Origin of the sequence: Singulisphaera photorubra, from assembly GCF_045290345.1 — a bacterium.
Lineage (GTDB): Bacteria > Planctomycetota > Planctomycetia > Isosphaerales > Isosphaeraceae > Singulisphaera.
This window is the reverse complement of record NZ_CP155447.1, coordinates 5,551,649-5,564,614: the sequence shown is the minus strand read 5'-3', so window position 1 is coordinate 5,564,614 and position 12,966 is coordinate 5,551,649. Positions and strand designations below refer to the sequence as shown.

The 12,966-nt window shown below is 62.9% G+C and carries 10 protein-coding genes; 7 read left to right on the top strand and 3 right to left on the bottom strand.

Annotation, left to right across the window (positions count from 1 at the left end; translation table 11 throughout):
* The first annotated feature begins 90 nt into the window (after positions 1 to 90).
* Positions 91 to 570 carry an RrF2 family transcriptional regulator gene (locus tag V5E97_RS21050; protein ID WP_406693493.1) on the top strand — a complete coding sequence of 160 codons (480 nt, stop codon included), beginning with the start codon at positions 91 to 93 and terminating at the stop codon, positions 568 to 570.
* Here V5E97_RS21050 and V5E97_RS21045 read toward each other — a convergent pair.
* Positions 560 to 3,025, bottom strand: coding sequence for a DUF1553 domain-containing protein (locus V5E97_RS21045; RefSeq protein WP_406693492.1), 2,466 nt, complete (start codon positions 3,023 to 3,025; stop codon positions 560 to 562). The two genes, V5E97_RS21050 and V5E97_RS21045, sit on opposite strands and share 11 nt — an antisense overlap.
* A 217-nt stretch (positions 3,026 to 3,242) precedes the next feature.
* Here V5E97_RS21045 and ribA point away from each other — a divergent pair, with 217 nt between their 5' ends.
* The gene (ribA, locus tag V5E97_RS21040; RefSeq protein ID WP_406693491.1) at positions 3,243 to 4,472 is read left to right on the top strand and encodes a GTP cyclohydrolase II; all 1,230 of its coding nucleotides are present in this window, start codon (positions 3,243 to 3,245) and stop codon (positions 4,470 to 4,472) included.
* A 148-nt stretch (positions 4,473 to 4,620) separates the two neighbouring features.
* Complete coding sequence (locus V5E97_RS21035) at positions 4,621 to 5,964, top strand: redoxin domain-containing protein (protein ID WP_406693490.1); 1,344 nt, start codon at positions 4,621 to 4,623, stop codon at positions 5,962 to 5,964.
* Positions 5,965 to 6,265: 301 nt separating this feature from the next.
* On the opposite strand, the gene V5E97_RS21030 is transcribed toward V5E97_RS21035, so the two are convergent.
* Complete coding sequence (locus V5E97_RS21030) at positions 6,266 to 7,384, bottom strand: hypothetical protein (RefSeq protein ID WP_406693489.1); 1,119 nt, start codon at positions 7,382 to 7,384, stop codon at positions 6,266 to 6,268.
* Positions 7,385 to 7,596: 212 nt separating this feature from the next.
* Here V5E97_RS21030 and hemB point away from each other — a divergent pair, with 212 nt between their 5' ends.
* From hemB to V5E97_RS21015, 3 genes are all read left to right on the top strand, one after another.
* Positions 7,597 to 8,604, top strand: a complete 1,008-nt coding sequence (hemB, locus tag V5E97_RS21025; protein ID WP_406693488.1) for a porphobilinogen synthase — start codon at positions 7,597 to 7,599, stop codon at positions 8,602 to 8,604.
* Positions 8,605 to 8,607: 3 nt separating this feature from the next.
* Positions 8,608 to 9,132 carry a hypothetical protein gene (locus V5E97_RS21020; RefSeq protein WP_406693487.1) on the top strand — a complete coding sequence of 175 codons (525 nt, stop codon included), beginning with the start codon at positions 8,608 to 8,610 and terminating at the stop codon, positions 9,130 to 9,132.
* Positions 9,133 to 9,324: 192 nt separating this feature from the next.
* A complete protein-coding gene (locus V5E97_RS21015; RefSeq protein ID WP_406693486.1) occupies positions 9,325 to 10,623 on the top strand; it encodes a hemolysin family protein in 1,299 nt (432 codons plus the stop codon).
* Between the two features lie 147 nt (positions 10,624 to 10,770).
* On the opposite strand, the gene V5E97_RS21010 is transcribed toward V5E97_RS21015, so the two are convergent.
* A complete protein-coding gene (locus V5E97_RS21010; RefSeq protein WP_406693484.1) occupies positions 10,771 to 11,304 on the bottom strand; it encodes a hypothetical protein in 534 nt (177 codons plus the stop codon).
* A 327-nt stretch (positions 11,305 to 11,631) separates the two neighbouring features.
* On the opposite strand from V5E97_RS21010, the gene hemL reads away from it, so the two are divergent.
* Positions 11,632 to 12,960: a glutamate-1-semialdehyde 2,1-aminomutase gene (hemL, locus tag V5E97_RS21005; RefSeq protein WP_406701192.1), complete on the top strand. Its 1,329-nt coding sequence runs from the start codon at positions 11,632 to 11,634 to the stop codon at positions 12,958 to 12,960.
* Positions 12,961 to 12,966: the final 6 nt, after the last annotated feature.

Genomic DNA, 12,966 nt, shown 5'->3' with positions numbered 1-12,966 from the left:
TGGGAAAGTCACTTTTAATTTGCATCGGGAATCCATATTATAAGGTGAGGGCCGTTTGTCAACCCGCGGCCGAGTTCCTGAGGGGTCTCCGTGCACCTGACTCAATTTTCCGACTACAGTTTGCGGCTGGTGCTCTATCTGGCTTGTCATCCCGGGCAAGTGGTCTCGGTCGAAGAGATCAGCCGAGCGTTTGGGATCTCGCGGCACCATCTGGTGAAGGTGGTGCAAACGGTGACCGAGCTCGGAGTGGTCGAGGCGCAGCGGGGGCGTGGTGGCGGAATGCGGCTTGCGATGAACCCGTTGGATATCAACATCGGCTGGTTGATCCGACGCACCGAGCCTCATTTCCACCTTGTGGAATGCTTTGATCCCGAGACGAATACATGCCCGATTTCCCCGTCATGCGGGTTAAAAGGGGCGCTCCAACGCGCGCAGCAGGCCTTTCTGGCGGTTCTCGACGAGTATACCCTCGACCAGTTCATGTCGCGGCGAGCCGACCTGGTCGTTCTCCTGGGGGACTTCTTGCAGCAGCAGACCAAGGCCGACGAGCCAGGGGCCATCACTGGTTGAAGAGGAATTCCTTGGTGTTGATCAAGGTCCAGATGAGGTCTTCGTAGGCCAGGCGCAGGCGGCCCTCGGATCGGAGGCGGTCGATGTGGGCCTGGCAGACCGCTTGTTCCTCGTCGGACGGGACTCGTGAGAGAGCGAGCCGATAAAGCGAGACCACTTTATCCCGGTCCGGTCGTGGATCATTCGCCAGGAGTGCGGCCCGGCCTCCGTCGGCGCTGAGCTTGCGCTGGAGGGTCGGGGAGTTGAGCAGGAGCAGGCTCTGCGAGAGGCTCGGTTCGGTCGAGCGTTCGCATTCGCAGACGCTTTCGCGTTTGGGACGGCCGAAGGTCTCGAGCAGAGCCGACGCAAATCCGTCGTCGGGAAGCTGAGTGGCACGAAAGTGACGGGGCAGGCCGTCGAAGACCTCGGGACTTCCCGTCACGTTGCCGATCGCGTCGAGCAAGACCTCGGCGGGGAGCCGACGCGGGAAGTAGCGGGCATAGTTCTGGCGGTCGCGCTCGTTGCCGGGAGTGGGGAGGCTCGAGCGGTCGTAAACGCGACTGGTCGCCATCCGGCGGAGGAGTTGTTTCAGGTCGTAGCCGTGGCGGACGAAGTCGGTGGCCAAGAAATCGAGCAGCTCGGGGTTGGAAGGCGGGTTGCTGGCCCGCATGTCGTCCTCGGGCTCAACAAGCCCTCGGCCGAACAGATGTTTCCAGTAGCGGTTGACGATGGCCCGGGCGAAGTATGGGTTATCAGGCCGGCGGAGCCAATCGGCCAGCGCTTCCCTCGGATCGTGGTGGGGGCCGAGGTCCGGCTTCGCGGAGCCGCCGAGCACGCGAGGAGCATACGACTTGCCGGTCAAGGGGTCGGTCGCTTGCCCCTCGGGGAGGACGAAGATCCGTGGGGTCACGGGGTCGGGCCCTGGCTTACGGCCCACCTGGGCGAAAAAGGCGGCAAAGCCGTAGTAGTCGTCCTGGCCCCAAGACTCAAATGGGTGATGATGACATCGAGCGCACTGGAGACGGACGCCCAGAAAGAGCTGAGTGGTGTCGTCGACCTGCTCCTCGAGCGTCTTCGCTTGCCGGAACCAGACGACGGGAGGAGACGCCGTGGCATCCCCTTTCGCGGTCAGGATCGCGGCTGCGAACTGGTCGTAAGGCCTGTTCTCGGCCAGCGCCTCACGGATCCAGGCATGGAAGGCGAACGACCCAGGTTGCGAGAGGGAACCAAGGCTTCGTTTGTTGCGCAGGATCGCCGACCATTTCATTGCGAACAGATCCGCGTATTCGGGGCGGTCGAGGAGGCGGTCAACCCATCGTGCCCGCTTTTCCGGTTCGTGGCTGGCTTCGAACGTGGCGACTTCGCCTGGGTCGGGAAGGATCCCGCAGAGGTCGAGGGCCGACCGGCGCGCGAACTCGGCGTCTGTGCAGGTGGCGCTGGGGGGAATGCCAAGCTCGCGGAGTTTGCCGAAGATCAAGGGGTCGATGGGATTGGTCGATGGAGGCGCGTCCCAGCCTGCCGCCTTTTCAAGGCGGGGGACGATGGCGCGGGCGACCGCCACTTGCCCACCGAACCGCGCCATGATCGCGGCTTCTCCGACGCCGTCGAGCACCACAACCTGGCCGGTTTCATCGACGGTCGCCAGGTCGAGAGCATTCGACTGGTACTGCGCCAGGTGAGTCACGTCAATCTCCGTTCCATCGCTGTGATGGGCGGTCACACGGAGTTGCTGGGTTCCCTTGGGGGCGATTCGACGGCGAGTGGGGGCGACTTCGATCTTCAGGACCGAAGTGCTCTGGCCTGGATCATAAGTCATCCCTTGCCCGATCCAGCGGGCGAGGGTTTGGTATTCGGGCGATTCTCGGGAAAACCTCCGGCCTCCGCCGTGACCGAGCTCCGCGGTCGGTTTGCGGAGGAGCAAGCTCGCCTCTGGCGAGGCGGGAAAGACCCGGCGCCCTCGGCCCTCGCGGATGAGGCTCTCGTAATCGGACCTGGGATCCGAACCGAGCAGGCTGAGCCGAAATCCGTTTTGTCCGCTCGCCTTGCCGTGGCAGGCTCCGGAGTTGCACCCTTGCCTGGCAAGGATCGGCATGACTTCCGAGGTAAACGAGACGGGGCGGCGGCCGGCGAAGTCCTCCACCACGACCCTGACGCTCGCGCATTCCGCTTCATGATGAAGCGTGATCCAGGTTTCGCCCGCGCCGGTGGGTCGGATCCGCCCCTGGTTGTCGACCGCCGCGATCTCGGGGTTGCGGCTCTCGTATTTCAAGGAGTCGTCACGGGTCAGGTCAATCGACCGGCCGTCCGTCTCGCTTTTCGACACGAGGAGCTGAGTTCGACGATCGGGCCCGACCAAGTGGACGCTGGAAGGCTCGACATCGAGGCTGGCTGAGTAAGCCGGCGAGGCCAGCATGTTCAGCAGCACCAGCCATTGAAGAACGAGCCAGAATCTCGCTTTGCGATCGAGGTTGGTCATCCAGGCAATGTGCCGCGCCTCGGTCCGATTGACAATGGGAACAAACCATGCCCGGCGGTTTCGAGACGGTTCCGATGGGGCACTCCTGGAGATTCGTTGTGCGCATCTAGCCGGGTTCCCCTACAATGGGGTTTAGTGGTGAACGTCCCCAAGAGGACTAGGGCTCATCGGGGCCCGTTGGCCGTTTGTCGTTTGTCTTTCGGAGAGATCGAGTCCGATGTCCTATCAATTCTCGAAAATCGAGGACGCTCTCCAGGCCATGTCCGAGGGGCGTGTGGTCATCGTGGTCGACGACGAAAGCCGCGAAAACGAGGGCGATTTCGTGGCCGCGGCCGATCGGATCACGCCCGAGACGGTCGAGTTCATGATCACGGAGGGGCGCGGGCAGTTGTGCGTCCCGATCATGCCCGACCAGGCCAAGCGGCTCGATCTGAACCCGATGGTCGAGACGAACACCGCGCCCCATGGCTGCTCGTTCACCGTCATGGTGGACCACAAGTCGTGCCGCACCGGCATCAGCGCCGAGGAACGGGCTCGAACAATCCGCGCGATCGTCGATCCGACCACGCGACCTCTCGACCTGGTTCGTCCCGGACACGTCCCGGCGCTGATCGCCAAGGAGGGGGGAGTGCTCCGCCGCGCCGGGCACACCGAGGCCACGGTGGACCTGGCTCGGCTGGCCGGTCTCACTCCGGCGGGGGTGCTCATCGAGATTCTCGACGGGACCGGCGTCGCCAGCCGAGAGCGGCTCCACGAGATCGCCACCAAATTCAACCTGCCGATCGTTTCCATCGAAATGCTGATCGGCTACCGCAGGCGCCGTGAGAAGCTCGTGCATCGCCTGGCCGAGGCGGAGCTTCCCTCACGCTATGGCAAGGGACGGGTCATCGGCTATGGGGTCAAGCACGAGCCCGAGAACAACCCGATCGTGTTCGCGATGGGCGACCTGCTGTCGGTTGAGGCCCCCCTGGTGCGGATTCACTCGTCCTGCTTCACCGGCGACCTGCTCGACTCACTCCGTTGCGATTGCGGCGACCAACTCCACCTGGCCCTCGAAATGATCGGTCGCGAAGGGGTAGGGGCCTTGCTCTACCTGCCGCAAGAAGGGCGAGGCATCGGCTTGATCGAGAAGTTCAAGGCGTACGAGCTCCAGGATCAAGGCATGGATACCGTCGAGGCCAACCAGGCGCTCGGTTTCCCGGCCGATCCGCGCGACTACGGGGTCGGTCTGCAAATCCTCCAGGATCTCGGCCTGACCAAGGTCCGGCTCTTGACGAACAACCCAAAGAAGGTTGACGCCTTCGTGATCCAGGGGCATGGCCTCCAGGTGGTCGACCAGGTGCCGATCATTGCCCCCGAGGAAGCGGAACGGACCAAGTACCTCGCCACCAAACGCGATAAAATGGGCCATATACTGCCTACTGGCGAACGTAACGGCCCCCGCTGATCGGAGAAAAAGGGGTCGGAGAGCTGCTGGGCCGGCTGGTTTCGGCGTTGCTCCTCATGAGAGAATCGAGTTGTATGGCTCTCCACGCCTGGGTTCAGGCCCGGGTGGGGAGAGCCGTTGGTTCGAATTACCCGAAGGACATTCCCTCGTGCATTCTTACTCACCCCGAACCGTGCTCTGCGGGCTGGCCTGTCTTGTGGCGCTGGCCGGTGGAGTGGCGAAGGCGGCCCATGCGGACGCCCCTCCGGTTGATCCGAAAGCGAAGCAACTGCTCGACGAGGTGATCAAGGCCTACAAGGGACTGACCTCGTACGCGGACCAAGGAAAGTTCGTGCTCAATATCAGCGAAAACGGCAAGTCGAAGAACCAATCCTCGCCGCTTCGCTTGACGTTCACTCGCCCGAACAAGCTTGATTTCGACGCGGGCCTGGTCCGGATGGTCAGTGACGGCAAGACCATCACCTCGTCGGTCGAACCGCTCAAGCAGTACCGCTCGACCGATGCTCCCGCGGCGATCACGTTCGAGACGTTCCGCCAGGGGCCGGCGGGTTCGGTCGTCTTTGGTGGGCCGACCGGTCCGCCGATGCTTATCCTCCTGAACCTTCTGCTCGGCGAGGATCCGGTGAAGCTGATCGAGGAGCTCGATGGGACGCTCAAGGTCGGTCCGGAACGCAAGGACGGCCTGTCGCTCCTGCTCGACCGTAAGGAAGGGCCCGACTTTGAGCTGTTCATCGATCCGGGGACGAAGCTGCTCTCGAAAATCAACCTGGTGATCGCCCCCGAAATCCTGGCCAAGACCGCCGTGGGCGGGAGCAAGGTCACGATCGACCAGTTCGGCTGGGATGCCGGTACGGTCTCGACCAAGGCGCCGGACGCTGATGCTTTCGTCTTCACGCCTCCCGCGGACTTCAAGAAGGTCGGCTCGTTCGAGAGTGCCGGCGTTGAAGATCCGAGCGAGTCCCTCCAGAAGTACGTGGGTAAGCCCTCCCCCGACTTCACCCTGACGGTGCTCGACGGCGACAAGACCAGGACTGTCTCCAAGGCCGACCTTGCGGGCAAGGTCGTCCTGCTCGACTTCTGGGCGACCTGGTGCCCCCCCTGCATCAAGGCGCTTCCTGAGCTCCAGCAGATGATCGAAGGCTACGCCAAGGATAACAAGGACGTCGTCATCGTCGCACTCAACCAGGACGAAGAACCGCGCGAACTCCCTGAGCTCCGCAAGCTCATCGAGAAGACGCTCGAAGAGAAAAAGGTGGTTCTGACCGGCACGAAGGTCGGTCTGATCGCTGTCGATCCCACGCAGGTGATCGGCAACGCATTCTCGGTCCAGTCGATCCCGACGCTCTTCATCCTCGACGGCAAGGGCATCGTGCAGGCCGCGTACGTCGGCCAGCAGACCGGTGGGACCCTGAGCAAGGACATCGACGCCTTGCTGGCGGGCAAGTCGCTCCTCAAGGACAAGGCCGACGCGGCCGCCACCAAGAAAGACTGATTTCCGTCGATTGCAGGATCGAAAACTCAGTCGTACACCGCAGAGTGGCCGGGCACCGACGCCCAAGTCGGTCGCCCGGCCGCATTTTTTTTTATAAAGGCCCAGCGATTCCCGTGGGGTGGGCACGGCCCGCCATCTTAACCTCCGCTTTGGTAGGGAGATAGGGATGGTGAACCGTGCCCACCCATGGGGGAAATCTGATCCTGATCGCTGATCAATCGCAAATCGTTGATCAAGTCATCACGGGTAAGGCGATGCTTTACTCCCACGCATCCCTGGGGCAGTCGGCCTGGGACTTAGCCTATTGCCTTTGTCTTCCGTCGAGCGGCTCGAGGTCACGGACCGTGATGAGCTGCGCCCGAAGTGACTCATTGTAGCGCACGCTTCCCCGGACCCCGACGTTGCGCGCCGTCAGCTGAGAGGGATCGAGCCCGGCTGGGATGTTCAAATAGGCGATCGCCGTTCCCTTGGGACCGATCAGGGCGAAGACCTTCTGGCCGTCGACCTTGCGGGACGAGGGTTGGATCATCCCTTTGGCGTCGTAAGGGCGCTGTTGCGGTTCGTCGGCCTTGGCGAGTCGCCTCAAGTAGAGAGCGAGCTTGCGGTCACGATCTCGGCTTTGTTCCAGGGCCGCTTCGATCCTCCTCGCCGCTTCCGCGGCCTCCTCGTGCCGCGCGACCAGGTCGAGCCGCGCCTGGATCGCCTGGGTCGAGGCCGAGTCGGTGGCGCGTTTGAGCAGAGCCTCATAGCGCTGGCGGATCGAATCGAGCCGCCAGCGTTCGATCGAATCGCGCAAGATCGAGCGATGACTCAACTCAATCCGAGCGATCTCCGCCGCCGTCTCCGGGGGAGGATCGGGCAGGGAACCCTCCGCCGAGAACGCGGCACGCGTCTCCTGAGCTGGTTCGGCGGCTGGACTTGTGGGGGCCCATTCGACCCCGTCAGCGCGAATATGGCGGACCTCGCACGTCAGGGGGGCGATGGCCCGCCATGTCTTCTTGCCAATGATCAGCGGAGGCCGGTCGATGAGGCGAACCGCCTTGCCGCGCGGGAGCGATCCGCGCGGTGGGCCCGGCAGCTTGGCATCGAGAATCCCTGAGCGAACCCGCGTTTCCGCCACGTCGACCCGCGCCGGGCCAAGGCCGGCCGGGGGATCGATCGCCGATTGCTCGACCCAGAGGAACGAGCCAGGCGGGGGCTCGATGGTCAGCCAGCCCTCGTTTTCGACCGCGCGCACGACCACCCGGTCTCCTTGGCGGAGCCGTCCCGATGCCACCGAGCGATCGTCCGGCTCGTCGAACACGTCGAGCTCGGGCACAATCACGTCGGCGGCCCTGGGCAGGTCAGCGGCGGAGCCGGCCGGCCCCATCACTAACAGGCCGAGCACCAACGCGGCGATTCGCGGGTCGAACCAGGGCAACGAACAATCCTCCCGAATCCGAACGGGAGCCGAGAGAGAAGATAGGTTAAGCCGGGGTGATAGCCGAGAATGGGAGGTTCGTCAAGCCGAAGGTCGTTCGTCTCGACGGCCCCGTACGCATCGCGTTAAGCTGAATAAGCTGGGAGCCTCACTTGGCCCACCGAGCCCAATCAGACGGATCCGGACACGACTCTTCTTTTGGAAATTGCGTGATGACGTTTCCGCACGACGCCGGCCACCCGCTCCATCGTCCGAGACGGCTCCGAAGTCATCCCCGGCTCCGCGACCTGGTGCGTGAGCATCGGCTTACCGTCGATGACCTGATCTACCCCTTGTTCGTCTACCACGGTGCGAACTTGCGCAGGGAGATCAGCTCGATGCCTGGCCAGTACCAGCTCTCGCTCGATCGGCTTGGCGAGGCGGTGGCCGAGGTCGTCGCGTTGGGGATTCCCTCCGTCCTCCTGTTCGGAATCCCCGAACACAAGGATGCGACCGGGTCGGCAGCCTCCCTGGATCAGGGGATCGTCCAGGAGGCGGTGCGGCTCATCAAGCGGCAGGCCCCCGAGTTGCTCGTCATTACCGACGTCTGCTTCTGCGAATACACCGACCACGGCCATTGCGGTCCGCTGACCGAGACCGCCGGGCGGGTTGACGTCGACAACGACGCCACCTTACCGCTCCTGGCCGAGCAAGCCGTCAGTCACGCTCGGGCCGGTGCCGATGTGATCGCCCCTTCGGGGATGATGGACGGGATGGTCGCCGCGATTCGCGCCGGTCTCGATGCCGCGGGTTTCGCGAGAGTCCCGATCCTCTCCTATGCGGCCAAGTTCGCCAGCGCCTACTACGGCCCGTTTCGCGAGGCCGCCGAGAGCGCTCCCTCGTTTGGTGATCGGCGGAGCTACCAGATGGATTCCGCCAACAGCGACGAGGCCATCCGCGAGGTCACTCTCGACCTGGCCGAGGGGGCCGACATGGTCATGGTCAAGCCGGCCTTGGCCTACATGGACATCGTGCGCCGGGTCAAAGAGGAGTTCCAGGTGCCGGTCGCCGTCTATAATGTCTCGGGCGAATACGCGATGGTCAAAGCGGCCGCCGCGAACGGCTGGGTTGACGAGAAGCGGATTGTGCTCGAGACTCTCACCGGCTTCAAACGCGCTGGTGCCGATATGATTATTACCTATCATGCACTCGACGCCGCGAGGTGGCTCCGCGAGGGCTGATTGATGTCTCTGAAGCGACGAATCGGCAACACCACCTTGGGGCTGATGATTGCCATTGTCAGCATCGCTTTGCTGCTTGCGGTTCTTAAGCACGGCATCCAGCACTGGGGGCGGGGCGAACTGCTCACCCTGACTCTCGGAACGCTCCTGCTGGCCTCGATTCCGATGGCGATCTACGGCCCGAGTCTTCGCCGGGCCTTTTGGGACGGGTTTGCCACCTTCGGCTGGGCCTACTTGGTCGTGACCCTTGGTCCCTGCCCATGGAATGGCCAGAGCGAGGCTCCTCCTTCGCCGGCCACGCGTTTTTTCGACTCTCTTTCTCCCTGGATCGATCCCAACGGTGATGTGGGGGTCCGCGACGAAGATCCCTGGGGGCAGTCGAGCAGGCTTGCCGAGCATCGTTTGCGGTATCAACAATCGTGTCACGCGATTGCGAGCCTTCTGTTCGGACTTCTCGGCGGAGTCCTGTTCCGGATTCTTGCCACTCTCCGCGAGCAGAGGCAGAGGCTCGTTGTCGCCGATGGTTGAGAGTTGGATGATATTAGAAAGCGATGAAATTTTGCTTGTTGATTGGTTGCGGTCTGCCGGAGTGTCCGCTTTTTGCCTCGCTCCGAATTCGCAAGCGGGTTCCGGTCGGTGTGACTGCTGGCGATTTCGTACCGGCTTGAGCCAGCCGAACTTCGCACCATTTGTAAGAACGAATCCGTTGAGGTCCCGCTGATGTCGACCGCCTTGATTGAAGTGTGCTTCATCTTGCTGCTGATTGTGGCCAGCGGGATTTTTGCGATGTCGGAGATGGCCATTGTCGCCTCTCGCAAGGCAAGGCTTCGGCAATGGGCCGAGGAGGGGAATCGGAGGGCCCGCATCGCGCTGGAGATGGCGGATGACCCCAATCGTTCGCTGGCCACCGTTCAGGTCGGGATCACGATGGTTGGTACCCTGGCCGGGGTGTTTGGTGGGGCCACGATTGCCGAAAGTATCGCCGACAGGCTGGAGCAGGTGCCGAGGCTGGCTCCCTATGGCGAGTCGATCGGCCTGGCCGTCGTGGTCGCGGGCATCGCCTACGTCTCCATGGTCATCGGCGAGCTGGTGCCCAAGCGGCTGGCGCTGAGCAATCCCGAGCGGATCGCCTCCATCGTGGCGGGGCCCTTGAGGCTGCTGTCGGTTGTCGGTGTACCGATTGTCAGACTTCTGAGCATCTCGACCGATCTGGTCCTCCGGCTCCTCGGAATCCAACTGTCCACAAGCCCCACCGTGACCGAGGAGGAAATTCGGGCTTTGGTCAAAGAGGGGGCCAAGACCGGGGTCCTCGAGGAAGTCGAACACGAAATCGTCAAACGGGTCTTCCGCCTGGGCGACAAGCGCGCGTCTGCGTTGATGACTCCCAGGACGGAGGTCATCTGGATTGACGTGGCCGACTCTCCCGATGAAGTCCGTCGTAAGATCACCGAGTGCCCCCACTCGCGGTTCCCGGTGAGTGACGGTACGCTCGACAACGTGCTCGGGGTCGTTCAGGTCAAAGATCTGCTCGTCCGCGGGTACGAGGGGCGGCCTTATGACTTCAAAGGACTCTTGATCGTACCCCTCTTGATCTATGAGGGGATGACCGGTCTAAAGGTTCTGGAAATGTTCAAGAATTCGGGAACCCACATCGCGCTGGTGCTCGACGAGTACGGCTCGGTTGAGGGGTTGTTGACCCTCAACGACATCCTCGAGGCGATCGTCGGTGGGATGCCCTCCGAGTCCGAGGCCGACGACCCGATGGCCGTGCAGCGGTCGGACGGCACCTGGCTGCTCGACGGGATGCTCTCGGTCGATGAGTTCGGCGACCTTTTCGAGCCGATCCAACTCCCCGAAGGGGACTATCAGACTCTGGCTGGGTTCGTCGTCACGAAGCTCGGCCGGATCCCGACGGTGGCCGATAGCTTCGTCTGGGGCGAGTTGAAGTTCGAAGTGATGGACATGGACGCCAACCGGGTCGATCGGTTGCTGGTGGGCCGTTTCGACGGGAGACCTTGAGCGAGGGCTCTGGCGGAGTCGATTTCAATGATCCGCGACAGCGCTAAAAACCCGATGGTTTGAGTTGATTCCGCTGTAATTCCGTGCCACCTCGACGCCTGTGCGGTCCCCGATTGTCTACTTCACCGGCAATCAGTTCGGTCGCTGCTACCAATCTCTTCGCTCCGTCTCGTGGTGTTTGCGCGGCGGTCCTGAATCGAGATCGGGCGTCTCCTGGAGCAACTGTTCCGGGCCGAACATGTGGCCTTTCGGCGGATCCTTTTTGTAGACCAGTTCCCAGCCCGCCCCGAAGTTGCGCGCCTCATACTCGGATGCTGGTCTGTCCGGCGCACCGAGCACGACCACCAACTTGAGACGACTGAGGACCTTCGGACCCAACGTGCGCAGAATCCACCACACGTTATAGCCGCCGCCCGAAAACCCGTAGAGTCCGGTAATCGAATCGTCCGTTTCGAGCGTCGTCAACGCCAACAAGGTCTGCGGGCTGGTGGCTCGCGTTTTGCCGGGACGGCGATCAGGATCGCCTGAAATGTCGAGCACGAGCCCTTGATAGCCTTTGCGCCTGGCGTATTCCACAGCCGCCTGCTCGTGCAGCGCCCCCTTGTCGTAGTTGTGCGGCTTCCCGCTCTCGTCCGGATAGTTAGGCCCGCTATTGCCACGCAAGATCAGCATCTTCGGCATGCTCGCCTCCGCTCGCGTCGTTAGATTAAGCTAGACCGAGACTCCCCTGATGAGCGTTGACCTCATAGACCGGGACTTCGCCCGGCTCCCCTGAATACGCATTGGACGCCGGCCGCATTCTCGCGTCAAAGGGAAAACGGTGAGATCCGAGCGGTTTGCAGCCATTCCATTTGGGTCTGATCGGCTGGTTTTTGGCCGGGCCGCGGATCGGTGTTATTTTTTTTGCATCCGTCTCCGATCTCCAGGGCCATTGACTGGTGGTGTGGCGACGATCGACTGTCAGTATTGGTGGCATACCGATCACGCACGAACTGTGAGCAATAAACGATCATGGAACCGAAGACGCCGGCGATCTCGAAGCCTGAGTACGATCTTTCCCGCAGTCACGAGGCCTTCGTTCGTGCCTGCAAGGTGATTCCCGGAGGTGTCAACAGCCCTGCGCGTGCGTTTGGTGCGGTCGGCGGCGAGCCGCCGTTCATGGCACGCGCTGAGGGGGCGTACCTTTATGACATCGACGGGCATCAGTACATCGATTACATCGGTTCGTGGGGGCCGATGATCCTCGGCCATGCTCACCCAACGGTCCGTCAAGCGGTGGTCGCCGCGCTCGATCTCGGGTCAAGCTTCGGGGCGCCGACGACCCGCGAGGTCGACATCGCCGAGGCGGTCGTCGCGGCGGTCCCGTCGATCGAGAAGGTTCGCTTTGTGTCGTCGGGGACCGAGGCGACGATGTCGGCCATCCGGGTGGCACGGGGCGTCACCGGGCGGAACAAGATCGTCAAGATGACGGGGCACTACCACGGACATGTCGATGCCTTGCTCGTTCAAGCCGGGTCGGCGGCGACGACGCTTGGTTTTCCCAACAGCCCCGGAGTGACCCCGGGCGCGACTACTGACACGATCCTTTGCCCGTTCAATGACGCGGCCGCGGTGGCCGCCGCGTTCGAGCAGTTCCCCGGCCAGATCGCGGCAATCATCCTCGAACCGGTCGCGGGCAACATGGGGCTCGTCCCTCCTCGGCCGGGCTACCTCGAAAAGCTCCGTGAGTTGACTCGTACTCATGGCGCGATGCTTGTGTTCGATGAAGTGATGACCGGCTTTCGGCTTGCTTTTGGAGGAGCTCAGGAGCGATTCGCCATTGAGCCGGATATGACTGCGCTGGGCAAGATCATCGGTGGGGGGCTACCGGCGGCGGCGTATGGGGCTTCGTCGTCGGTCATGGACTTCGTCTCCCCGGCCGGGCCGATCTATCAGGCGGGCACGCTCGCGGGTAACCCACTGGCGATGGCCGCTGGACTGGCCACGGTCGGGATGTTGCGCGATCAACCTCCCTACGAGCGGCTCGAGGCCATCTCGGCCCGGCTCGAAGACGGCTTGCGGAAGGCGGCCAGTGACGCGAAAGTCCCTCACGTCGTGCAGCGGGTCGGTAGCATGCTGACCCTCTTCTTCAACTCAGACCCGGTTCACAATTACGAGGACGCCAAGCGGAGCGACACCGCCTTGTTCGGCCGCTTCTTCTGGGAAATGCTGGCGCGCGGCGTCTACTTGCCTTGCAGCCAGTTCGAGGCTGCCTTCGTCTCAGCCGCGCACACGGAGGCCGACATCGATCACACCGTCGAAGCGGCCCGGGACGCCCTTCGCGCCATTGTCGGTTGAGCGGCT